Here is a 22,464-nt window from a genome sequence, read left to right on the forward strand (position 1 = left end):
CCGGAACCGGGAGGTAGTGCATGAGCGAGACCGCCAGCGGCACCAGCACGACGGAGGGCCGGAGCTTCGAGCCGCCTCAGCAGCTCGCCGCCCACGCCAACGTCGGCCCCGACGTCTACGACGAGGCGTCGGCCGACCGGCTCGCGTTCTGGGCGAAGCAGGCCCGCCGGCTGACCTGGACGCAGGAGTGGGACGAGGTGCTCGACTGGAGCAACCCGCCCTTCGCCAAGTGGTTCGTCGGCGGGAAGCTCAACGTCGCCTACAACTGCGTGGACCGGCACGTCGAGGACGGGCACGGTGACCAGGTCGCCTACCACTGGGAGGGCGAGCCGGCCGACGACACCCGGACGATCACCTACGCCCAGCTGAAGGACGAGGTCTGCAAGGCCGCGAACGCGCTGATCGAACTCGGCGTCCGAGCAGGCGACCGCGTCGCCATCTACATGCCGATGATCCCGGAGACGGTGATCTCGATGCTGGCCTGCGCCCGCATCGGCGCCGTCCACATGGTGGTCTTCGGCGGCTTCTCCGCCGACGCCCTCGCCAGCCGTCTCGACGACGCCGGCGCCGTCCTGGTCATCACCTCCGACGGTGGCTACCGCCGGGGCGCCCCCAGCGCCCTCAAGCCCGCGGTGGACGACGCCGTGGGCCGCAGCCCCGGCGTCCGCAACGTCGTCGTCGTGAAGCGCACCGGCCAGGACGTCGAGTGGACGGAGGGTCGCGACCTCTGGTGGGACGATGTCGTCGAGCGGCAGTCGACCGAGCACGAGCCGGAGTCCTTCGACGCCGAGCACCCGCTCTACATCATGTACACGTCCGGGACGACGGCGAAGCCCAAGGGCATCCTGCACACCACCGGCGGCTACCTCACCCAGGTCAGCTTCACGCACTGGGCGAGCTTCGACCTCAAGGCCGACGACGACGTGTTCTGGACCGCGGCCGACGTCGGCTGGGTCACCGGCCACAGCTACATCGTCTACGGCCCGCTCTCCAACCGGGCGACGTCGGTCATGTACGAGGGCACCCCGGAGACCCCGCACCGCGGCCGCTGGTGGGAGATCATCCAGAAGTACGGCGTGACGATCCTGTACACCGCGCCCACCGTGATCCGCACGTTCATGAAATGGGGCGAGGACGTCCCCGCCGGCTTCGACCTCTCCAGCCTCCGCGTGCTCGGCTCGGTCGGGGAGCCGATCAACCCCGAGGCCTGGCTCTGGTACCACAAGAACATCGGGGGCGGCCGCTGCCCGATCGTGGACACCTGGTGGCAGACCGAGACCGGCGGCCACATGATCAATCCCCTCCCGGGCGTGACCAGCCTGGTCCCCGGCTCGGCCCAGCACCCGTTCCCGGGCATCTCGGCCAAGGTCGTGGACGACGAGGGCAACGAGCTCACGAACGACTCCACCGGACTGCTGGTGCTCACCGAACCGTGGCCGTCGATGCTGCGCACCATCTGGGGCGACGACGACCGCTACGTCGACACGTACTGGTCGCGGTTCGGGAAGAACGTCTACTTCGCCGGCGACGGGGCGAAGAAGGACGCCGACGGCAACATCTGGCTGCTCGGCCGGGTGGACGACGTCATGAACGTGTCCGGGCACCGCATCTCCACCACCGAGGTCGAGTCCTCCCTCGTCGGGCACCCCGCGGTCGCCGAGGCGGCGGTCGTGGGCGCCAGCGACCCGACCACGGGGCAGGGCATCGTCGCGTTCGTCATCCTCCGCGAGAGCGGTACGGACTCCGGGGACGAGCTGGTGCAGACGCTGCGCAACCACGTGGCCCGAGACATCGGCCCCATCGCCAAGCCGCGTCAGATCATGGTCGTCCAGGAGCTGCCCAAGACCCGATCCGGGAAGATCATGCGCCGGCTGCTCCGCGACATCGCCGAGAACCGCGAGCTCGGCGATGTCACCACGCTGACCGACTCGTCCGTGATGAACCTGATCAAGGAGAAGTTGCCGGCCGCCCCGTCGGAGGACTGATCGAGCACCCCGTGCAGGCGCGCGGCCGACCTGCACGGGGTGGTCCGACGGGGGGCCGCAGCGCGCGGGCCGCCGTCGTGCGGCACGATTCCCCTGACCAGCCGAATCGAAGAGAAGGAGGAGCCCCGTGGCCCACAGTGTGTCGCCGGCCCACCGCGACGCGGCGACCGCCGCCGAGGAACCCTCCGTCGGGACTCTCGTCCAGAGCGCCATGGCCGACATGTCGACGCTGGTCCGTGCCGAGGTCGAGCTGGCCAAGGCGGAGATCGGCCGGGCGGCCAAGAAGGCCGGGATCAGCGTCGGCCTGTTCGGCGCCGCCGGCGTGCTGGCCGCTTTCGCCGGCATCTACCTGTTCGTCACGGTCGCCGAAGCGCTGACCGCCCTGGGCCTCCCTCGCTGGGTGTCCTACGGCATCGTCACGCTCTTCCTGCTCGTCCTCGCCGGCATCTGCGCACTCATCGGGAAGCGGATGATCTCGAAGATCGAGAAGCCGGAGCGGACGCTGGAGACCCTCTCCGACCTGCCCGAGGTGCTGCACCGCGAGGCGCCGGGCCAGCGCCGCCGCGCCGTGCCCGAGGTGAGCGACGGCCGGGTCGCCCTGCGCGGCAACGAGTCCTACAAGGTCTGAGCGGCCGGTGACCGTCCCCCCGGACGGCCCGCCCGACGCGACCAGCGTCCTCCTGCCCGGGCCCTGGACCCACCGGGACATCTCCGCCAACGGCGTCCGGCTGCACGCGGCCGAGGCCGGCCGCGGTCCGTTGGTCCTGCTGCTGCACGGCTTTCCCCAGTTCTGGTGGACGTGGCGCTCGCAGCTGACCGATCTGGCCGCCGCCGGTTTCCACGTCGTCGCTCCGGACCTCCGGGGTTACGGCGCCAGCGACAAGCCTCCCCGCGGCTACGACCTGCCCACGCTGTCGGCGGATGTCGCCGCGCTGGTGCGGGCGCTCGGCGAGCAGGACGCGGTGGTGGTCGGTCACGACTGGGGCGGGCTGCTCGGCTGGACCATGGCGGCGCTGCACCCGCGCTCGGTGCGCCGGCTCGTCGTCCTCTCCATGGCCCATCCACGGCGCCTGCGCGCCGGCATGGCGCACCCCGCCCAGCGGCGCGCGTCGCGGTACGCGCTGGGCTTCCAGGTCCCCCGCCTGCCCGAGCGCCGGCTGACGCGGGCCGACGACGACCCGGTGGCCGACCTGATGCAGCGGTGGTCGGGGCCCGCCTGGTCGCGCACCCCCGACTTCGCGGCGGCCGTCGACCGGTACCGCGCGGCCGCCCGGATCCCCCAGGCGGCGTACGGGGCCATGGAGTACCACCGCTGGGCCGCCCGCTCGCAGCTGCGGCCGGACGGGCTGCGCTACGCGCGGCGGATGTCTGCTCCCGTGACCGCCCCCACGCTGCAACTGCACGGCACCCTGGACTCCTGCGTGCTCGTCGACACCGCGCGGGGCTCGGCACGCTACGTCGCCGGCGCCTACGAGTTCCGCGAGCTCCCCGGGATCGGGCACTTCCCCCAGGAGGAGGCCCCGGCCGAAATCAGCCAGGCGATCGCCGACTTCGCAGCTCCGCTGGGGTGACGGACCGGCTCCGCCGGGCTGTCAGGCACTCCGAGGATGGCCTTCGGCCCACCCCGACCGAATGCGCGTCGCGGATTCGTCGGGGTCACTCGCAGGGGCCGGTGCCGACCTCGGTCGTCGCGGTGCTGCCCACGTTCGCGGCCTGCGCGACCTGGGGCCCGGTGAGTGCGTAGCCGGTGTCGGGGTCGTCGATCGCGGAGGCGAACACCACGCCGAGGACGCTGCCGTCCGGCCCGAACAGCGGCCCGCCGGAGTTCCCCGCACGGACGGTCCCGTACAGCGCATAGACGTCGCGGACGACGGTCTGCGTGTTCCGGAAGTCCGGTCCGCTGATCTCCCCGCGGTCGCGCACGCGCGCCGGGCCCACGAAGAACGGGCCGCCACCGGGATAGCCCATGATCAGCGCGTCGTCGCCCGCCTCGGCCGGCGTCTGCGCGAACGACAGCGGCAGGGTCTCCAGCCCCGGGACGGCGAGCACCGCGACGTCGAGTTCCTCGTCCACGTAGACCGAGGTGGCGTCGTACTCCTCGCCCTCGGCCAGCACGACCGGATCGGTGACGCCGGCAAGCACGTGCGCGTTGGTCATCACCCGTTCCGGAGCGTAGACGAAGCCCGAGCCGTCGATCTGCCGCGAGCAGGACGGCGCGACGCCGCTGATCTTCACCACCGATCCCTGCACCGACGCGACCACCGGGCTGTTCAGCAGCGCCGGGTCGGGCGCTGCGACCTCCGGCACCTGAGTGGGAGTGAGCGGGTCGAGGACGTCGGGCAGGCCGCGGCGGTCGATGGCGTCGCGGAGGTTGTCGTAGACCGTGCGCACCCCGTCGGGCACCGCCCGGTCGACGGCCTGCACGAGCGCGGACTGCCGCACCTGGCTGGCGACCTGCGGGAACGGCGAACTCGCCAGCGGGGAGGCCACCATCCAGGCCACCAGCAGGACCGCCGTCGCCGAGACCACCGCCCCGGCCACCGAGTCGACCATCTTGGCCGGCTCCCACGTGACCTGTCCGCGGACCGCGCGACCGATCGCACCCGCGAGGATCTGCCCGAGCAGCGCCCCCGCGAGCACGACGACCAGCGCCGCGAACACCCGGGTGACGCTGGAGCCGTCGATCCGCTCGGCGACCGGCTCGGACAGCTGCGCACCCACGACGGCGCCGCCGAGGAAGCCGAAGAGCGAGGCCGACGAGACCAGCAGGCCCTGCCGGAAACCCGACAGCGCGAACACCAGGGCCAAGACGATCAGCACCACGTCGACGAGGGACATCGGTCAGTAACCTCGCTCGACTCCGGGCGCGATCCGCTCCTCGGTCGCTGGCGCTCCCTGCGATGCTCCCGCACCTGTCGTCATCGGCCGCGCACCGTCATCGTGCCGACCTGGCCGAGCTGGGTGTGGAAGGTGCAGGTGAAGGGGTGGTCCCCGGGCACGGTCACCGTGAACTCGATCGTCTTCTGCTCACCCGGAGCCAGCAGCGAGATGCCCGCGTCGATCGGCTCGGGCCCCTCGCCGTCGTCGAACTCGAGGTTGTGGGTCATCTCCTCGGCCACGTTGACCACGGTCAACCGCACCGTTCCCGGGTCCACCGTGAAGCTGTCGGGCAGGAAGACGTAGTCGTCCTGGGTCTGCAGGGTGATCTCCTGGACGCCGTCGGGCGCCGTCGTCACCTCCCCCACGCCTGGCGCGGTGGACGGTGCGGCAGCGGAGCCGGAACCCGGGGACTCCTCGCCACCGCAGCCGGCAAGCAGGACCAGCGCGGCGGCGACCACAGCGGCCTTCTTGCAGGGGCCCCGGCCGCCTCCCCGGTTCCGCCCCGAGCCTGCGAGGAGCGGGGAGGAGGTGGTCCTTCTACGAGTGGTGGGGGGCAAGGAGGTCCTTCTGCCGTTCATCGGGGCGGAACCGTACGCGCCGGAGGGCCGTCGGGTGCGGGATCGGCCACCGTCGGCGCGGCGGCGTCCTCCTCGCCACCCGCGCCGACGGCGCCCGGCAGGGCGTACGGGCGCACGACGGACGTGGGCAGGGGGCGCACGTCGCGGGTGTCCCACGGCTGCGCGAGGCCGGCGGCGTCCAGGATCGCGTCCAGGAGGCCGGCGGTGAAGCCCCAGACCAGCATGTCGGCCACGGCGAAGGCCGGGCCGATGTACCCGGACGGATGGCTCACGCGGAACCGGTTGCCGGGATCGGTGAGCTCGGCCAGTGGCACCCGGGCGACCCGGGCGACCTCGTGCGGATCGCCGATGCTCACGTCCCGCGGGTCGTCCCACCAGGCGACCACGGGGACGACGAGGTTGTCCGAGGGCCCGAGGAAGAGCTCCTGCAGGGTGGCGAGCACCCGGACGCCGTCGGGGTCGATGCCGGCCTCCTCCTCCGCCTCGCGGAGCGCCGTCCCGATCGGGTAGTCGTCCGTCGGATCGGCCTGGCCCCCCGGGAAGGCCGGCTGACCGGCGTGGCTGCGCAGGTGCGCGGACTTCTCGATCAGGAGCACGTCGGGGCCCGCGGGGCCCTCGCCGAAGAGGATGAGCACGGCCGAGCGCCGCGCGGTCGCCGTCGCCCGGGGCATCCGGTGCCGCAGCGGCAGGTCGTCGGCGGCGTCCAGCAGCCGGTGCAGGTACCCGGGCAGTCCGTCGAGATCGCCGGCCCCGTCCCCGGCGGGGCTCACAGCTGGACCCCGAGGTGCTCGGCGGCCAGGGCACGGAGCTCGTCGACCGAGGCGACGTCGCCGACCTCGGTGTGCACCAGCGCGCCGTCGGCGTCCAGGAAGTAGGTGAACGGCAGCGCGTTGATGCCGAGCTCGGCCATGAGCGCACCCTCCCCGTCGAACGCCCCGGGAAACGTGACCTCGGCGTCGTCGGCGAAGGAGTCGGCCTGCGGGACGCCGTCCTTGCTGATGACGCCCACCACGCGCACCCGGTCACCCGCCACGTCCGCGAACTCCTGCAGGAGCGGCAGCTCGGCTCTGCACGGCGGGCACCAGCTGCCCCAGAGGTTGACCAGGGTCGGAACGCCGGGTGCCCGCGCGAGGTCCAGTACTCCGCCGCCGACGCAGTCGAACGACAGCGGCGGCAACGTCTGCGCGCCGGCCGCCGCCTGCTCCGGCTGCTCGGGGCAGGGCTCCAGGACGGTGTCGTACCCCTCGACGTCCAGGGACGGCGCTTCGGAATTCGTCGTCCCGGAGTTCGCCGTCCCGGAGTTCGTCGGCTCGGCTGTGCAGGCCGAGAGGAGGACGAGCGCCATCAGCCCGAGCAGCGACCGCCGCATCACTCGGTGTCCGACGCTGCGGGGGTCTTGACCAGCGTGAGGGCCACGTCCGGGTCGACCGGGCCGATGCCGAACGAGGGGCACCACCTGGCCAGCCCGCAGGCACCGCAGGCGGCCTTCTTGGCGTGGCAGACCCGGCGACCGTGGAAGATCACGCGGTGACTGAAGTCGGTCCACTCCTTCTTCGGGACCAGCGCGGCGATCTCGGCCTCGACCTTCACCGGGTCCTCCTCCGCCGTCCAGCCGAACCGGCGGACCAGCCGGCCGAAGTGCGTGTCGACGGTGAGGCCGGGCACTCCGAACGCGTTCCCGAGCACGACGTTGGCGGTCTTGCGGCCCACGCCGGGCAGCGTGACCAGATCGGCCATCCGGCCGGGCACGTCGCCGTCGAACCGCTCGACCAGCGCCTGGCTGAGCCCGAGCACCGAGTTGGCCTTGGCCCGGAAGAAGCCGGTGGGCTTGAGGATCGTCTCGAGCTCCTCGCGGTCGGCACCGGCGAGCGCGACCGCGTCGGGGTACCGGGCGAACAGCGTGGGCGTCACCTTGTTGACCATCTTGTCCGTCGTCTGCGCCGACAGGACCGTGGCGACCAGCAGCTCGAAGGCGTTGGTGAAGTCCAGCTCGCAGTGCGCGTCGGGGTGGATGAGCGCGAGCTCCCGGGCCATCCGCCGGGCCCGGCGGGTGCGCGACAGCGGCGTCTCACCGGGGTCGTAGGGGGAGGCGCCGGTGCGCGCCGCCTGCGTGGGACGGCGCGGCGGTGCGGGGCGGGCGTAGGCCGGCTCGGTCGCGAGCTCCGACTCGGGCAGGGACACGCGGTCGAGGGTAGGCGGCCAGGCTGACGACTTCCGGCCGTGTCATCCTTGAGCAGGGATGGGCTCCCGCGCCGCAGCGGTCCGGGGAACACGCAGGCGAGGCGAAGGAGGTCGACGTGGTCGCACTCAGCGTCATCTTGTTCCCACCCCTGCTGATCGCCTTCCTGCTGGTCATGGAGCGCGTCGAAGAGCCGCTGCGGCGGCCGGCCGGCCCACGGGAGGTCACCGAGTTCCTCAGCACGGCGACGCCGGGAGAGGTCGACACGCTCGCCTCCTCGGGCATCCGGCGAGCGCTGGCCCGCTGGCGGCGCCGCCGTCACACGGGCGGTCGCACATCCAACCCTCCGATGGTCTGAACTGCACGTCCGTGGGCGCTGTGGCCCGGACCACTCGCTCGGAGGGGGGACGCGGGCAACCACCGATCGGGTGACCGACGGCACAGCCGCCTAGACTCCCTCCGGACACGGACGCCTCTGCGTCCTATCGCGAACGGCAGTGAGAGGACGTGCAGTGGACGAGGTGCTGGCCCAGTCCGGGATCTTCCAGGGGCTCTCGGAGGACGCGGTGCACCCGGTCGCCAGTCGGTTGGAGATGATCACGCTGCCGCGCGGCCGGGTGATCTTCAACGAGGGCGAACCCGGCGACAGCCTGTACATCGTCGCCACCGGCAAGATCAAACTGTCCCGCCGGTCGCCCGACGGCCGGGAGAACGTGCTGGCCGTCATGGGCCCGTCCGACCAGTTCGGCGAGCTCTCGGTCTTCGACCCGGGCCCGCGGACGGCGACGGCGACCGCGGTGACCGACGTGAAGCTGGCCAAGATGCCGCAGTCGGTGCTGCGTCCCTGGATCGAGGCGCACCCCGAGATCGGGGAGCAGCTGCTGCGGGTCCTGGCCCGGCGACTGCGCCGTACCAACGACTCGGTCGCCGACCTGATCTTCACCGACGTCCCCGGCCGCGTGGCCAAGGCGCTGCTGCAGATGGCCGATCGCTTCGGCAGCCGCGAGAGCGACGGCCTGCGCGTCAAGCACGACCTCACGCAGGAGGAGCTGGCCCAGCTGGTCGGCGCCTCCCGCGAGACGGTGAACAAGGCCCTGGCCGACTTCGTGCACCGCGGCTGGATCCAGTTGCAGGGCAAGTCGGTCGTCGTCCTCGACGAGGACCGCCTCCGCCGCCGCGCCCGCTGACCCTCCCCGACGATCAGGGTTCCTGATCGAACCGGGTCCTCCCTCGGCGTCGACCGCGTGGGAGGACCCAGAACCGTGAGGTAGGACCGTTCAGGACGGCAGCGGCACGACCAGGCGGACGCGCGTCCCGTCCGGAAGGACCGCCCACTTTCCGTCGGGGGTCTCCTCGAACGTCGGGCTGATCGGGTGCAACGGCTCCGGCGGTGACCCGGCGAGCGCCGCCGCGACGTCGGGGAACACCCCCAGCTGGCCCAGCGTGTGAGTGGTCGGCGGCATCATCGGGCGCGCGCCCGAGGTGAGCTCGTCCAGCGCCGCCGAGGGGGTCAGCCAGGCCGCCTCGTCCGCCTCGCCCGAGACGTGCCGCGCCTCCTGGCCCACCGGCAACGCCGCGACGAAGAACTTGGTGTCGTAGCGCCGGGGCTCCACGGGCGGGGTGATCCAGTGCGCGAACGGACGCAGCAGGTCCGAGCGCAGCGCCAGCCCGCGGCCGGCCAGCAGCTCGGACAGCGAGAGCTCCCGCGCCAGCAGCGCCTGACGCTGCTCCTCCCAGTCGTCACCCGAGACGTCCGGCACGACGGCGCCGCCCTCCGGATCGCCGGCCAGCAGGACGCCGGCCTCCTCGAACGTCTCGCGCACCGCGGCGCAGACGAGCTCGCGGGCCATGCGCTCGTCGCAGCCGAACGCGCTCGCCCACTCGGCGGGCGCCGGGCCGTGCCAGGCGATCTCGGTGTCCCCGTCGCGCGGGTCGACGCCACCACCGGGATAGGCCGTCATGCCGCCGGCGAACGGCATGCCCCTGGTCCGCCGGAGCAGGTAGACCTCGAGGCCGGGCTCGCCGTCGCGCAGCAGCAGGACGGTGGCCGCCTGCTTGGGCGTGGCCGGCGTCACCGCAGCTCGACGGTCAGCTCGACCTCGACGGGTGCGCCCAGCGGCAGCTCGGCCACCCCGACGGCGCTGCGCGCGTGCTGCCCGGCCTCCCCGAAGATCTTGCCCAGGAGCTCGCTCGCGCCGTTCACCACCCGCGGCTGCCCGCTGAAGCCCTCGGCGCTGGCCACGTAGCCGACGACCCGCACGATCCGGGCCACCGAGTCCAGGCCGACGAGCTCGTCGATGGCCGCCAGCGCGTTGAGGGCGCACACCTTGGCGTCGGCCGCAGCGGCCTCGATGTCGACCGATCCCCCCACCTTGCCGGTACGGCGCAGCCCGCCGTCGACGAAGGGCAGCTGCCCGGAGGTGAAGACCAGGTTCCCGGTGCGGACGGCGGGGACGTAGGCGGCCACCGGCGCGGCGACCGACGGCAGGCGGATGCCCAGCTCGGCCAGGCGGGCGTGCCAGCTCATGCCGGGCGCTTGAGGTAGGCGACGAGCTGGTCGGAGCCGCCGGGACCGGGGAGGACGGTCACCAGCTCCCACCCGTCGACGCCCCAGGAGTCGAGGATCGCCTTGGTGTTGTGGATGAGCAGCGGGATGGTCGCGTACTCCCACTTCTGGCGGGCCGGTTGGGTCATGGCGAGGACGCTAGCCCCCCTGGTGACGTGCTGGAACGGCCACCCTGCAGGGGCCCGCGCCGAGCTTGCGAGGCGTGGGGGGCAGGGTGGTCCTTCGACTTCTACGCTGGTGCAGGTGAGCCCCGACCCGTCCCCCGTGCGCCTGCACGTCGTCACCGGCAAGGGCGGCACCGGCAAGACCACCGTCGCCGCCGCGCTGGCACTCGCCCTGGCCGTCGACGGCCGGTCGGTGTTGCTCGTCGAGACCGAGGGCCGGCAGGGGGTCGCCCAGCTCTTCGACACCCCGCCCCTCCCGTACGAGGAGCGCCGCGTCGCGGTCACCCGCGGTGGCGGCGAGGTGAAGGCGCTGGCGATCGACGTCGAGGAGGCCCTCCTCGACTACCTGGACATGTTCTACAACCTGCGGCGGGCCGGGCGGGCGCTGCGGAAGATGGGGGCCATCGACTTCGCCACGGCCATCGCGCCGGGTCTGCGCGACGTGCTGATCACGGGCAAGATCAAGGAGGCCGTGACCCGCCGTCACGACGGTCGGCAGGTCTACGACGCCGTCGTCGTGGACGCCCCGCCGACCGGCCGGATCACCCGCTTCCTCGGCGTGACCGCCGAGATGTCGCAGCTGGCCCGCTCCGGCCCGATCAAGACCCAGAGCGACGGCGTCATGGCCGTGCTCCGTTCGCCGCAGACCGCCGTGCACCTGGTCACGCTGCTCGAGGACATGCCGGTCCAGGAGACGGCCGACGCCATCGCCGAGCTGACCAAGGCGGGGCTCCCGGTCGGCTCCGTCGTGGTCAACATGGCCGCTGAGCAGGTACTGCCGGTCGACGGGCTGTCCCGAGCCGCCGCGGGCGGTCTCACCGGGGACGAGCTGGCGCCGGCCCTGGCCGCCGCCCACCTGCCCGGCGGTCCCGACCTCGCCGAGGCGCTGGCCGCCGAGGTCACCGAGCACGCCCGCCGGTGGGCCGGCCAGGACGCCCTGCGCGACGAGGTGGAGGCGCTGGGCAGGCCGACCGTGGAGCTGCCCCTGATGACCGGGACGATGGACCTCGGGTGCCTCTTCGAGCTGGCCGGCCGCCTCGAGGACCACCTGCGCAGCGAGGTAGAGGAGCGGACGGGGGCGTGAGCATCGCAGCGAGGAACGAGCGAGGAGCGGAGCGTCCCGCGGGAGCGACGGGGGACATCGCGTGAGTGCCGCCCCCCAGCCGGAGGAGCGCCCGGCCCGCCCCGCCCGCCCGTCCCGCCCGGGTCCGGTCGCCCTGCCGATGGACCTGCACGACCTGATCACCGATGCGCAGACGCGGATCGTCGTCTGCTGCGGCGCGGGTGGGGTGGGCAAGACGACGACGTCGGCGGCCCTGGCGCTCGCCGCGGCCGAGGCCGGCCGGACGGTCGTCGTCCTCACCATCGACCCGGCCCGGCGGCTCGCGCAGTCCCTCGGCCTGGTGGAGCTGGACAACGAGCCCCGGCGGGTGGACGTACCAGGGGCCGACGGCGAGCTGCACGCCATGATGCTGGACATGAAGCGCACGTTCGACGATGTCGTCGTCGCGCACTCCACGCCGGAGCGGGCCGAGCAGATCCTGGCCAACCCCTTCTACCAGTCGCTGTCGTCCTCCTTCGCCGGGACGCAGGAGTACATGGCGATGGAGAAGCTCGGCCAGCTGCGGGCCAGCGACCGGTGGGACCTGATCATCGTCGACACCCCGCCGTCCCGGTCGGCGCTGGACTTCCTGGACGCCCCGAACCGGATGAGCCGGTTCCTCGACGGCACGATGATCCGGCTGCTCACCGCCCCCAGCCGGACCGGCTTCAAGATCGCCAGCGCCGGCTTCGTGTTCTTCAGCCGGATCATCAGCAAGATCCTCGGTGGGCAGCTGCTACGGGACATCTCCGCGTTCGTCGCGGCACTGGACACCATGTTCGGCGGCTTCCGCGAGCGGGCGACGGCGACCTACGAGCTGCTCCGGCGCCCGGGCACCTGGTTCGTCGTCGTCGCGACGCCGGAGCCCGATGCCCTGCGCGAGGCCTCGTACTTCGTCGACCGGCTGTCGGCCGAGGAGATGCCGCTGGCCGGCCTGGTCGTGAACCGGACCCACCCGCCGGCGACGACGACGCTGTCGGCGACCCGGGCCGAGGGCGCGGCCGAGGAGGTCCTCGAGGCCGGTGCGCCGGGTGCCGAGCTCGCCGCGGCCGCCCTGCGCGTGCACGCCGAGCGGATGCTGCAGGCGACCCGCGAGCAGCACCTGGCCGACCGGTTCACCAGCGCCCACCCGGAGGTCGCCGTCCGGACGGTGCCGGCGGCCGCCGGTGACGTGCACGACCTCGACGGGCTCCGTGGGATGGCCGAGGAGCTCACCGGCCCGGACGCGGACACGCCGACCGGCACGCCCCGCACCCGGATCCTGCCCGCGCGCCGCGGCTGACCCCGGGCTCCGGGACATCCGGCCACGTACATTCGACGCCGATGTCGGAGAACGCTCAACTCAGGTCCAGAACACTCGCGAAGCTCGCCGCGACGGTCGTCGTCGCCGGGGCGCTGCTCGCCGGATTCCTCTTTCCCTGGGTCGGGGGCACCGGGCTGGTGGCGCGGAACTCCGCATCGCTGCTCGACGCGCTGCCCGTGGAGCTGACCGACAAGACCCCGGCCGGCAACACCCGGGTGCTCGCCGCCGACGGCTCGCTGATCACGAATCTCTACACCAACAACCGCACCCCGGTGACGCCCGACCAGATCTCGCCGATCATGAAGCAGGCGCTGGTCGACATCGAGGACTCCAGGTTCTACGACCACAACGGCCTGGACGTGCAGGGCACGGTGCGCGCGCTGGTCACCAACGTGGCGGCGGGCTCGGTCCAGGAGGGTGGCTCGACGCTCACCCAGCAGCTGGTCAAGCAGACGCTGCTGCAGACCGCGGAGACGCCGGAGGCCCGACAGGCGGCCACCGAGCAGAACGTGGGCCGCAAGCTGCGCGAGGCCCGGCTGGCGATGGCCCTGGAGGAGACCTACTCCAAGGACGAGATCCTCACCCGGTACCTGAACCTCGTGTACTTCGGTCAGGGCGCCTACGGCATCCAGTCCGCCGCCCAGAAGTACTTCAGCGTGAACGCCATCGACCTCACGCTGCCGCAGGCCGCGATGCTCGCCGGCCTGGTGCAGAGCCCGGCCAACGACGACCCGATCACCAACCCGGAGAACGCCCAGATCCGCCGCAACCAGGTGCTGCAGCGGATGTTCGACCTCGGGCACATCACCGAGCAGGAGTTCACCGAGATCTCGGCGCAGCCCGTGGCCGTCGCCCCGGGCCAGGACCCCGCGAACGGCTGCATCGACGCCACGATCGGCGGCTTCTTCTGCGCCTACGCGCTGCAGTACGTCACCGGCACGCTGGGCCTCTCGCAGCAGGAGATCGACAGCGGCGGCTACACCATCCAGACGACGCTGCGCCCCGACCTCCAGGCGTACGGCGACCAGGCGGTGCTCGACACCCTGCCCATGGGCGCTGACCTCGCGGGCATGTTCACCGCGGTGGAGCCGGGCACCGGGCACGTGCTGGCGATGAGCACCAACCGCCGGTACGGCTGCTCCGACCCCGACTGCGAGTCCGTCGTCCTCAACACCGTGGCCAGCAAGGGCGCGGGGTCGACCTACAAGGTCTTCACCGCCGCGGCCGCGCTCGATGCGGGCATCGGGGCCGGCACCACGATCAGCACGCCCGGCAACCGCTACACGTCACGGGTGTTCCGCGGCCCCTCGTGCGGTGACGACAGCCGGAGCGGTCGGAGCATGTACTGCGTCGAGAACGCCGGCAACTACCCCGACACCCTCGACATGGTCGGCGCGCTGGTCCGCTCCTCGAACACCTACTTCCTGGCGCTGGAGGACCGGCTCGGCAGCGTCGAGGGCCCGGTGCGCATGGCCGAGCGCATGGGCATGGAGTTCGACCAGCCCAACCAGACACCGGCGCAGCAGATCATCGACGAGAACCGGGGGTCGTTCACCCTCGGCGCCGAGGCGACGAGCCCCCTCGACCTCGCGAACGCCTACGCCACCCTCGGTGCCCAGGGCACCCGGTGCACCCCCACGCCGGTGGTGCAGGTGCTCGACCGTGCGGGTCAGCCGGTCACCGGCGAGGACGGCCAGCCCCTCGTGACCGGCGACAACTGCACCCCGGACGCCGTCCCTGCGGCGATCGCCAACACGCTGAGCCAGATCCTGGTCGGCGACATCGCCCGCCCGGATGGCACCGGCACCAGGGCCGCGATCGCCGGCCACGAGATCGCCGGCAAGACCGGAACCTCGCAGGGCCGGGACTCGGTCGCCTTCGTGGGCTTCATGCCCGAGTACGCGGCCAGCGTGATGGTGTTCAACCCGAAGACGAAGCAGGACGTCGGAGGCTTCGGCGGTAACATGCCGGCGACCATCTGGCGCAACGCGATGGCGCCGTTCCTGGCCGACAAGCCGACGTCCCCCTTCCCACCGGCCGACCAGGGGCTGCTGAACGGCGGCCGGCCCGCTCCGCGGCCTGAACCGCGGCCTGCACCGGCACCGGAACCTGCTCCGGCCCCGGCACCCGCCCCGGCGCCGGAGCCCGTACCGGCCCCCGCACCGGCGCCGGAGCCCGCACCGGCGCCGCCACCGCCAGCGCCCGGGGGCTGACGACGGGGAGATCAGCCGAGCTGCCGGCGGACCTCCGCCGCGACCCGGCCACCCTCGGCCCGGCCGGCGACCGCTCCCTGCACGGCACCCATGACCTTCCCCATGTCCTTCATGCCCGAGGCACCGGTGCGGGTGACGACGTCGGCGACGATCGCCACGAGGTCGGCGTCGTCGAGCTGGGCCGGCAGGTAGTCGGCCAGCACGCCGCCCTCGGCCTCCTCCCGCGCGGCCTGCTCGGCCCGGCCGGCCCCGGCGAAGGCCTCCGCGGCCTCCCGGCGCTTCTTCGCCTCCCGGCGCAGGACTCCCATCACCTCGTCGTCGGAGAGCTCCCGGGCCTCCTTGCCCGACACCTCCTCGGCGCTGACGGCGGAGAGCACCATGCGGAGCGTCGCCGTCCGCAGCTCGTCCCGGGCCTTCATGGCGGTGGTCAGGTCGTCGCGCAGACGGTTCTTCAGGGCAGCCACCCACCCAGCCTGGCACGGTGCCCGGCCGGTCGGCGCACGTAGGCTCTGCGACCGTGCGCTGGTACACCGCTCTCCCCACGGCCGTCGTCACCTCAGGTCTGGCGGGAACGGCCTACGCGAGCCTCTATGAACGCACTCGATGGACGCTGCGCCGCTTCGACGTCCCGGTGCTGGCCCCGGGGTCGGAACCGCTGACCGTGCTGCAGATCTCCGACCTGCACATGACCGCCGGGCAGCGCTCGAAGCAGCGGTGGGTCGCCGGGCTCGCCGCGCTCGAGCCCGACCTGGTGATCAACACCGGCGACAACCTGGCCGGCTTCGACGCCGTCCCCGGCACGCTGCGCGCGCTGGACCCGCTGATGGACCGTCCGGGCGCGTTCGTGCTGGCCAGCAACGACTACTACGCCCCGCGGCCGAAGAACCCGTTGAAGTACTTCTGGCCCGACCACAAGCGGGTGCACGGGAACGAGCTGCCCTGGCGCGACCTGCGGGACGGCATGCTCGCCCGTGGCTGGCTCGACCTCACGAACGCGGCCGGTGAGCTGACCGTCGGCGGACGACGGATCGCCTTCGCCGGAGTGGACGACTCCCACCTCGGGCGCGACCGCTACGACGACGTCGCCGGCCCGGCCGATGCCACCGCCGACGTGCGGATCGGGCTGGCCCACTCCCCCGAGCCGCGGGTGCTCGACCGGTTCGCCGCCGACGGCTACGACCTGCTGCTCTGCGGCCACACGCACGGCGGCCAGCTGCGGGTGCCGTTCTACGGCGCGCTCGTGACCAACTGCGGCATCGACCGGGACCGGGTGCGCTGGCTGCACCGCTGGACCGAGCCCGCCCCGGCCCACCCGAACGGCACCTGGCTGCACGTCTCCGCGGGCCTGGGTACCAGTCCCTACGCCCCGGCGCGCTTCGCCTGCCCACCGGAGGCGACGCTGCTCACGCTCACCGCCCGGGACGACTGAGGGCCGCTGCCGGAGGCCGCCCGAGCGGGCGCTAGACTCGTCGGCGGACCTCGGGGTGTGGCGCAGCTTGGTAGCGCGCGTCGTTCGGGACGACGAGGCCGCAGGTTCAAATCCTGTCACCCCGACCACCAGCTCAGGGGCCGCCACATGGCGGCCCCTGAGTCGTTCTCCGGTCCTGGGAGGATGGTGGCCGTGACCACCGACGCCGCCGCCCCCGCTCTCTCCCCCGAGGTCACCGCCCGCTGGCAGGCCCGCTTCCGCGCCCCGCGGGTGTCGTTGCCCGACTGGGCACAGGACGCCCCCCACCGGAACATCTACTCCTCCGACCTCAGCGGCGTCGTCGAGCAGTACGCCTGGGACCGGGAGACCGGGCAGCACCGCAAGGTGACCGACCGGCCCAACGGCACGCTGATCAGCACGCTCAGCCCCGACGGCGAGACGATCTGGTGGTTCGCCGACACCGACGGCGACGAGTTCGGCATCTGGATGACCCAGCCCTTCGGCGGCGGCACGGACAGCGCCGCCGTCGCGGGGGTGGAGCCGGCCTATCCGGCGGGTCTGGAGGTCGGCCGCACGCTGGTCGCGATCGGGCGGTCGACCGACGACGGCAGCGAGCTGTGGCTGGCGTCCCACGGCGGGACACCCCGGGTCGTCTACCGGCACAGCGACCCCGCGTCGGTCGACGCGCTCACCCAGGACGACCGGCTGCTGGTGATCTCGCACTCCGAGCACGGCGACCCGCGCTACCCCGCACTGCGGGTGCTGCGCACCGATGACGACTCGGTGGTCGCGGAGAAGTGGGACGGCGACGGTCTGGGCCTGCACGCGCTGGAGTTCGGGCCGCTGCCCGACGACCGGCGTCTGCTGGTGAGCCACGAGCGCCGGGGCCGCGACGAGCTGCTCATCTGGGACGTCGACGCCGACACCGAGACCGAGATCGTGCTGGACCTGCCCGGCGACGTGACCGCGGGCTTCTACCCGGACGGCTCCGCGCTGCTGGTCGGGCACGACCACGCCGCCCGCAGCGAGATCTACCGCTACGACCTGGCCACCGGGTCGCTGGAGAAGCTGGAGACCCCGCCGGGCGTCGTGCGCGGCGCCACGGCGCGGCCCGACGGCACCGTGGAGCTGGCGTGGTCGTCGGCCGCGCTGCCGCCGGTCATCCGCCGCGCCGACGGACCGGTGGTGCTGTCGGTCGCCGACGAGGAGCCGCCCGCGGCCTACCCGGTGGAGGACCGCTGGATCCCCGGGCCGGGCGGCGACGTGCACGCCCTCGTCGTCCGCCCCGAGGGGCCGGCGCCGTACGCGACGGCGTTCCTCGTCCACGGCGGACCCGAGGCCGCGGACGACGACTCCTACCGTGCCCGCCGGGCCGCCTACGTGGACGCCGGCTACGCCGTGGTGCACGTCAACTACCGCGGGTCCACCGGATACGGATCGGCCTGGCGGGACGCGCTCACCGGCCGGCCCGGGCTCACCGAGCTGGAGGACATCGCAGCGGTCTACGACGCCCTGCTGGCCGAGGGGTTCCTCGACCGCGAGCGGGTGCTGCTCACCGGCGGCTCGTGGGGCGGCTTCCTCACCCTGCTGGGGCTCGGGACCCAGCCGGAGCGGTGGTCAGCGGGCATCGCCGAGGTGCCGGTGGCGGACTACCTGGCCGCCTACGAGGACGAGATGGAGGGCCTGCGGGCCTACGACCGGGCGCTGTTCGGCGGCTCACCGGAGGAGGTGCACGACGTGTACGTGCGCTCCTCGCCGATCACCTACGTGGACGCCGTCGCCGCGCCCGTGCTGGTCGTCGCAGGCGCCAACGACCCGCGCTGTCCGATCCGGCAGATCGACAACTACCTCGGCCGCCTCGAGGAGCTCGGCACGGAGCACGAGGTCTACCGCTTCGACGCCGGGCACGGGTCGCTGGTCATCGAGGAGACCATCCGCCAGGTCGAGGTCGCCCTCGACTTCGCGCTGAGGCACATGAAGCCCTGAGCAGCAGTTATGGCCATAAACGCTGTTCGTGCCCGACCGCCGGCTGGTCGCGGTCGGCGTTTATGGCCATAACTGCCGCTCTCTACCGCGAGGCGGCGATGAGCTCCGCGATCTGGACGGTGTTGAGCGCGGCGCCCTTGCGCAGGTTGTCGTTGCTGACGAACAGCGCGAGGCCGCGGCCGTCGTCCACACCCGGGTCCTGCCGGATGCGGCCGACGTAGGACGGGTCCCGGCCCGCGGCCTGCAGGGGCGTGGGGACGTCGGACAGCTCGACCCCGGGCGCGTTCGCCAGCAGCTCGGTGGCCCGCGCGACCGACAGCGGCCGGGCGAACTCGACGTTCAGCGACAGCGAGTGCCCGGTGAAGACGGGCACCCGCACGCAGGTGCCCGAGACCCGGAGGTCGGGGATGCCGAGGATCTTGCGGCTCTCGTTGCGGAGCTTCTGCTCCTCGTCGGTCTCGAACGAGCCGTCGTCGACGACGGAGCCCGCCATCGGCAGCACGTTGAACGCGATCGGCGCGACGTACTTGACCGGGTCGGGGAAGGCCACGGCAGACCCGTCGTGCGTGAGCGCGTCGGCCTTCTCCACGACCGCCTTCGCCTGCCCGTGCAGCTCCTCCACGCCGGCCACCCCGCTGCCCGAGACGGCCTGGTAGGTGCTGGCGACGATGCGGACCAGCTGCGCCTCGTCGTGCAGCGGCCGGAGAACCGGCATCGCGGCCATCGTCGTGCAGTTGGGGTTGGCGATGATGCCCTTGCGGATCTCGGCGAGGGCGTGCGGGTTGACCTCGCTCACGATCAGCGGGACGTCGGGGTCGCGCCGCCACGCGGAGCTGTTGTCGATGACGGTCACACCCGCCTCCGCGAACCGCGGAGCCTGCGCCCTCGAGGTGGTCGCCCCCGCGGAGAAGATCGCGATGTCCAGCCCGGTGGGGTCGGCGGTTGCGGCGTCCTCGACGGTGATCTCGCCGCCCGCCCAGGGCAGGGTGCTGCCCGCGGACCGGGCGGAGGCGAAGAAGCGCAGCTCGCTGAGCGGGAAGTCGCGCTCGGCGAGGATCTCGCGCATGACGGTGCCGACCTGGCCGGTCGCGCCGATGATGCCGACCCGCAGGCCGCTGGTGGAGAAGGTGCTCATCGTCCGGTCCCTCCGTAGACGACGGCCTCGGACTCGTCGGAGCCGAGGTCGAAGGCGTCGTGCACCGCGCGGACCGCGACGTCGACCTCGGTGTCGCGGCAGACGACGGAGATGCGGATCTCCGACGTGCTGATCAGTTCCAGGTTGACGCCCGCGTCGGCCAGGGCGCCGAAGAACTTGGCCGAGACCCCGGGGTGCGAGCGCATGCCGGCACCGACCAGCGACACCTTGCCGATGTGCTGGTCGAACCGGACGTCGGTGTAGCCGACGGTGTGCTTGACCTTCTCCAGCGCGGCGAGGGCCGCGGGACCGTCGCTCTTGGGCAGGGTGAAGGAGATGTCGGCGAGCTTGCTGGCCTCGGCCGAGACGTTCTGCACGATCATGTCGATGTTGATCTCGGCGTCGGCGAGGACGCGGAAGAGCTGCGCCGCCTCGCCCGGACGGTCGGGCACCCCGTAGACGGTGATCTTGCCTTCGGAGCGGTCGTGCGCGACGCCCGTGATGATCGCCTGTTCCACCGGGAGGTCCTCCATCGAGCCGGACACGATCGTGCCGGAGAGCTGTGAGTAGGAACTGCGGACGTGCACGGGAATTCCCTCGCGGCGGGCGTACTCGACGCACCGCAGCATGAGCACCTTGGCCCCGGAGGCCGCGAGCTCGAGCATCTCCTCGTAGGTGATGGTGTCCAGCCGCCTGGCATTGGGGACGATCCGCGGATCGGCGGTGAAGACGCCGTCCACGTCGGTGTAGATCTCGCACACGTCGGCGCGCAGGGCTGCGGCCACGGCGACGGCGGTGGTGTCGGAGCCGCCGCGGCCGAGCGTGGTGATGTCCTTGGTGTCCTGGCTGACGCCCTGGAACCCGGCGACGATCGCGATGGACCCCTCGTCGAGCGCCGAGCGCAGCCGCCCCGGGGTGACGTCGATGATCCGCGCCTTGCCGTGGCTGGACGTGGTGATGACGCCGGCCTGCGAGCCGGTGAACGACCGCGCCTCGTAGCCGTGCGTGGAGATGGCGATGGCCAGCAGCGCCATCGAGATCCGCTCGCCCGCGGTCAGCAGCATGTCGAGCTCGCGGCCGGGTGGGTCGTCGGTGATCTGACCGGCCAGGTCGAGCAGTTCGTCGGTGCTGTCACCCATCGCGGAGACGACCACGACGACGTCGTCGCCGTTCTTCTTCGCGGCGACGATCCGCTCGGCGACACGCTTCATGTGCGCTGCGGAGGCGACGGAGGAGCCGCCGTACTTCTGGACGACGAGGGCCACGGGTCCACAGGCTACCGACGTACCGCGGAGCACCGGTGGTTGCGTCCCCGGCACGACCGCGTTGTGATCATGGGATGGACGACCCCGAGCAGTGGCTCCTCACGGCCGAGGAGCGCGGCAACCCCGCCACAGCGCTGCCCGCGTGGACGGCCGGCAACCTCGCGGAACCGCTGTTCCACGGCGTCGCCTACTTCGACCGGCTGGTCCAGGAGGTCGATGCGCTCGACGAGGGCGACCACCTGTTCTTCACCGACTGGCGGGGCGATCCCGACGAGCGGCTGCGCGAGGACGGACCGACGGTGGCCGAGCTGTTCGAACGTGCGCTGCACCGCGGCGTCGTCGTGCGTGGCCTCGTCTGGCGGTCGCACATCGACGCGCTGACGTTCAGTGCGGACGAGAACCGGGCTCTGGACCGGGAGGTCGAGAAGGACGGCGGGCAGGTGGTCCTGGACCAGCGGGTACGCCGTGGCGGCAGCCACCACCAGAAGTTCGTCGTCCTCCGCCACCACGACGATCCCCGGCGGGACGTCGCCTTCGCCGGCGGCATCGATCTCTGCCACAGCCGGCGGGACGACGCCGCGCACGGCGGCGACCCGCAGACACTCGCGATGGCGCGCGCCTACGGTGAACGCCCGCCCTGGCACGACGTCCAACTGCAGGTTCGCGGGCCGGCGGTGCACGCGCTGGACACGGTGTTCCGCGAGCGCTGGGAGGACCCGACCAACGCCGACTCCGGGAACCCCCTCGCGTACATGGTGGACCGGTTCCGGCACGCGCGGCTGGACCCGCCGCCGTTGCCGCCGCAGTTGCCGCCGCCCCCGGAGTGCGGCCCGCATCTGGTGCAGACCCTGCGCACCTATCCCGCGATCCGGCCGGCCTACGACTTCGCCCCACGGGGAGAGAGGTCGATCGCCCGGGGCTACTCGAAGGCGGTCAAGCGGGCGCGACGGCTGATCTACCTGGAGGACCAGTACCTGTGGTCCTCCGAGGTCGCCCAGCTGTTCGCCGATGCACTCACCGACCAGCCGGACCTGCACCTGGTGGTCGTGGTGCCGCGCGTGCCCGACCAGGAGAACGCATTCGGGGAGCGCCCGCAGCACGTGGGACGCCGACAGGCGATCGAGATGTGCCAGCGCGCCGGCCGGGACCGCGTGCACGTCTTCGACGTGGAGAACCACGCGGGGACGCCGGTCTACGTGCACGCCAAGGTCTGCGTGATCGACGACGTGTGGGCCAGCGTGGGCAGCGACAACTTCAACCGACGTTCGTGGACGCACGACAGCGAGCTCTCCTCCGCCGTGCTCGACACCACCCTCGATTCGAGGGAACCGCGCGACCCGGCCGGGACCGGCGAGGACGCCCGCGTGTTCGCCCGGGACCTACGGCTGCACCTGGTCCGCGAGCACCTGGACCTCGCCGAGGACGGCGGTGAGGACCACGCCGTGCTGGCCCCCGAATGTTTTGTCACCACGCTGGCGGAGCGGGCCACCGCGCTGGAGGCCTGGCACGAGGGCGGCCGGCGGGGACCTCGCCCGCCCGGCCGGCTGCGGCCGCACCGGCCGGAGAAGCTCTCTCGGCTCACCCTGCTGTGGGCTACCCCCGTCTACCGACTCCTGGTCGACCCCGACGGCCGCCCTCTCAGGCTGCGTCTGCGGAAGAGCTTCTGACGTCACTGCCCG

At 72.5% G+C, this 22,464-nt stretch carries 22 protein-coding genes and 1 tRNA gene; 12 read left to right on the plus strand and 11 right to left on the minus strand.

Annotated elements, in window-relative coordinates; all coding sequences use genetic code 11:
• Positions 1–20 precede the first annotated feature (20 nt).
• The 3 genes from acs (at position 21) to FHU33_RS21995 (ending at position 3,556) form a co-directional block, all read left to right on the plus strand.
• Positions 21–1,985, plus strand: coding sequence for an acetate--CoA ligase (gene acs, locus FHU33_RS21985; protein WP_142027705.1), 1,965 nt, complete (start codon positions 21–23; stop codon positions 1,983–1,985).
• A 127-nt stretch (positions 1,986–2,112) separates the two neighbouring features.
• On the plus strand, positions 2,113–2,613 hold the full coding sequence (locus tag FHU33_RS21990; RefSeq protein ID WP_142027706.1) for a phage holin family protein: 501 nt from the start codon (positions 2,113–2,115) through the stop codon (positions 2,611–2,613).
• A 7-nt stretch (positions 2,614–2,620) separates the two neighbouring features.
• Positions 2,621–3,556, plus strand: a complete 936-nt coding sequence (locus tag FHU33_RS21995) for an alpha/beta fold hydrolase (RefSeq protein ID WP_142027707.1) — start codon at positions 2,621–2,623, stop codon at positions 3,554–3,556.
• Between the two features lie 85 nt (positions 3,557–3,641).
• On the opposite strand, the gene FHU33_RS22000 is transcribed toward FHU33_RS21995, so the two are convergent.
• The 5 genes from FHU33_RS22000 to nth form a co-directional block, all read right to left on the minus strand.
• On the minus strand, positions 3,642–4,823 hold the full coding sequence (locus FHU33_RS22000) for a MarP family serine protease (protein ID WP_142027708.1): 1,182 nt from the start codon (positions 4,821–4,823) through the stop codon (positions 3,642–3,644).
• An 80-nt stretch (positions 4,824–4,903) separates the two neighbouring features.
• Positions 4,904–5,323, minus strand: a complete 420-nt coding sequence (locus FHU33_RS22005; protein ID WP_246064113.1) for a plastocyanin/azurin family copper-binding protein — start codon at positions 5,321–5,323, stop codon at positions 4,904–4,906.
• Between the two features lie 116 nt (positions 5,324–5,439).
• Positions 5,440–6,213, minus strand: a complete 774-nt coding sequence (locus tag FHU33_RS22010; RefSeq protein WP_211355322.1) for an NUDIX hydrolase — start codon at positions 6,211–6,213, stop codon at positions 5,440–5,442.
• Positions 6,210–6,812: a TlpA family protein disulfide reductase gene (locus FHU33_RS22015; RefSeq protein WP_142028110.1), complete on the minus strand. Its 603-nt coding sequence runs from the start codon at positions 6,810–6,812 to the stop codon at positions 6,210–6,212. Before FHU33_RS22015 ends, FHU33_RS22010 begins: the two co-directional genes overlap by 4 nt.
• Positions 6,812–7,624, minus strand: a complete 813-nt coding sequence (nth, locus tag FHU33_RS22020; protein WP_142027710.1) for an endonuclease III — start codon at positions 7,622–7,624, stop codon at positions 6,812–6,814. The genes FHU33_RS22015 and nth overlap by 1 nt, the downstream gene beginning before the upstream one ends.
• 116 nt (positions 7,625–7,740) lie before the next feature.
• Here nth and FHU33_RS22025 point away from each other — a divergent pair, with 116 nt between their 5' ends.
• A complete protein-coding gene (locus FHU33_RS22025) occupies positions 7,741–7,980 on the plus strand; it encodes a hypothetical protein (protein WP_142027711.1) in 240 nt (79 codons plus the stop codon).
• A 154-nt stretch (positions 7,981–8,134) separates the two neighbouring features.
• Positions 8,135–8,809, plus strand: coding sequence for a Crp/Fnr family transcriptional regulator (locus FHU33_RS22030; RefSeq protein WP_142027712.1), 675 nt, complete (start codon positions 8,135–8,137; stop codon positions 8,807–8,809).
• Positions 8,810–8,899: 90 nt separating this feature from the next.
• Here the strand turns inward: FHU33_RS22030 and FHU33_RS22035 are convergent, their stop codons facing one another.
• Genes FHU33_RS22035 through sp36 form a run of 3 tightly spaced genes read right to left on the minus strand, consistent with a single transcriptional unit; the run spans position 8,900 to position 10,316 of the window.
• Positions 8,900–9,697, minus strand: coding sequence for an NUDIX hydrolase (locus FHU33_RS22035; protein WP_142027713.1), 798 nt, complete (start codon positions 9,695–9,697; stop codon positions 8,900–8,902).
• On the minus strand, positions 9,694–10,149 hold the full coding sequence (locus tag FHU33_RS22040) for a RidA family protein (RefSeq protein ID WP_142027714.1): 456 nt from the start codon (positions 10,147–10,149) through the stop codon (positions 9,694–9,696). The genes FHU33_RS22035 and FHU33_RS22040 overlap by 4 nt, the downstream gene beginning before the upstream one ends.
• Positions 10,146–10,316, minus strand: coding sequence for a Sp36 family protein (sp36, locus tag FHU33_RS25185; protein ID WP_170182625.1), 171 nt, complete (start codon positions 10,314–10,316; stop codon positions 10,146–10,148). The genes FHU33_RS22040 and sp36 overlap by 4 nt, the downstream gene beginning before the upstream one ends.
• 115 nt (positions 10,317–10,431) lie before the next feature.
• Here sp36 and bagA point away from each other — a divergent pair, with 115 nt between their 5' ends.
• The 3 genes from bagA (at position 10,432) to FHU33_RS22055 (ending at position 14,970) form a co-directional block, all read left to right on the plus strand.
• On the plus strand, positions 10,432–11,436 hold the full coding sequence (gene bagA / locus FHU33_RS22045; RefSeq protein ID WP_142027715.1) for an ATPase BagA: 1,005 nt from the start codon (positions 10,432–10,434) through the stop codon (positions 11,434–11,436).
• Positions 11,437–11,497: 61 nt separating this feature from the next.
• Positions 11,498–12,736 (plus strand): ATPase BagB, encoded by a 1,239-nt coding sequence (bagB, locus tag FHU33_RS22050; RefSeq protein WP_246064116.1) that lies wholly within the window; start codon positions 11,498–11,500, stop codon positions 12,734–12,736.
• 41 nt (positions 12,737–12,777) lie between these two features.
• Positions 12,778–14,970 carry a transglycosylase domain-containing protein gene (locus FHU33_RS22055; protein ID WP_142027716.1) on the plus strand — a complete coding sequence of 731 codons (2,193 nt, stop codon included), beginning with the start codon at positions 12,778–12,780 and terminating at the stop codon, positions 14,968–14,970.
• 11 nt (positions 14,971–14,981) lie between these two features.
• On the opposite strand, the gene FHU33_RS22060 is transcribed toward FHU33_RS22055, so the two are convergent.
• The gene (locus FHU33_RS22060; protein ID WP_142027717.1) at positions 14,982–15,434 is read right to left on the minus strand and encodes a GatB/YqeY domain-containing protein; all 453 of its coding nucleotides are present in this window, start codon (positions 15,432–15,434) and stop codon (positions 14,982–14,984) included.
• A gap of 53 nt (positions 15,435–15,487) precedes the next feature.
• Between FHU33_RS22060 and FHU33_RS22065 the strand changes: the two genes are divergently transcribed.
• The 3 genes from FHU33_RS22065 (at position 15,488) to FHU33_RS22075 (ending at position 18,385) form a co-directional block, all read left to right on the plus strand.
• Positions 15,488–16,399 (plus strand): metallophosphoesterase, encoded by a 912-nt coding sequence (locus FHU33_RS22065; RefSeq protein WP_142027718.1) that lies wholly within the window; start codon positions 15,488–15,490, stop codon positions 16,397–16,399.
• 51 nt (positions 16,400–16,450) lie between these two features.
• Positions 16,451–16,527, plus strand: a tRNA-Pro gene (locus FHU33_RS22070).
• Between the two features lie 64 nt (positions 16,528–16,591).
• On the plus strand, positions 16,592–18,385 hold the full coding sequence (locus tag FHU33_RS22075) for a S9 family peptidase (RefSeq protein ID WP_170182627.1): 1,794 nt from the start codon (positions 16,592–16,594) through the stop codon (positions 18,383–18,385).
• Between the two features lie 82 nt (positions 18,386–18,467).
• Here the strand turns inward: FHU33_RS22075 and FHU33_RS22080 are convergent, their stop codons facing one another.
• Complete coding sequence (locus tag FHU33_RS22080; RefSeq protein WP_142027720.1) at positions 18,468–19,520, minus strand: aspartate-semialdehyde dehydrogenase; 1,053 nt, start codon at positions 19,518–19,520, stop codon at positions 18,468–18,470.
• A complete protein-coding gene (locus FHU33_RS22085; RefSeq protein WP_142027721.1) occupies positions 19,517–20,785 on the minus strand; it encodes an aspartate kinase in 1,269 nt (422 codons plus the stop codon). Before FHU33_RS22085 ends, FHU33_RS22080 begins: the two co-directional genes overlap by 4 nt.
• Positions 20,786–20,859: 74 nt before the next feature.
• Between FHU33_RS22085 and FHU33_RS22090 the strand changes: the two genes are divergently transcribed.
• Positions 20,860–22,452: a phospholipase D family protein gene (locus tag FHU33_RS22090; protein ID WP_142027722.1), complete on the plus strand. Its 1,593-nt coding sequence runs from the start codon at positions 20,860–20,862 to the stop codon at positions 22,450–22,452.
• The last annotated feature ends 12 nt before the right edge of the window (positions 22,453–22,464 follow it).

The organism is Blastococcus colisei, assembly GCF_006717095.1.
Lineage (GTDB): Bacteria > Actinomycetota > Actinomycetes > Mycobacteriales > Geodermatophilaceae > Blastococcus_B > Blastococcus_B colisei.

Excerpts from the sequence above, each read along its gene's own strand:
- FHU33_RS22055 (WP_142027716.1), top strand. The coding sequence starts at position 12,778 with ATGTCGGAGAACGCTCAACTCAGGTCCAGAACACTCGCGAAGCTCGCC.
- FHU33_RS22000 (WP_142027708.1), bottom strand. The coding sequence starts at position 4,823 with ATGTCCCTCGTCGACGTGGTGCTGATCGTCTTGGCCCTGGTGTTCGCG.
- acs (WP_142027705.1), top strand. The coding sequence starts at position 21 with ATGAGCGAGACCGCCAGCGGCACCAGCACGACGGAGGGCCGGAGCTTC.
- FHU33_RS22040 (WP_142027714.1), bottom strand. The coding sequence starts at position 10,149 with ATGAGCTGGCACGCCCGCCTGGCCGAGCTGGGCATCCGCCTGCCGTCG.
- FHU33_RS22015 (WP_142028110.1), bottom strand. The coding sequence starts at position 6,812 with ATGCGGCGGTCGCTGCTCGGGCTGATGGCGCTCGTCCTCCTCTCGGCC.
- FHU33_RS22080 (WP_142027720.1), bottom strand. The coding sequence starts at position 19,520 with ATGAGCACCTTCTCCACCAGCGGCCTGCGGGTCGGCATCATCGGCGCG.
- FHU33_RS22090 (WP_142027722.1), top strand. The coding sequence starts at position 20,860 with ATGGACGACCCCGAGCAGTGGCTCCTCACGGCCGAGGAGCGCGGCAAC.
- sp36 (WP_170182625.1), bottom strand. The coding sequence starts at position 10,316 with ATGACCCAACCGGCCCGCCAGAAGTGGGAGTACGCGACCATCCCGCTG.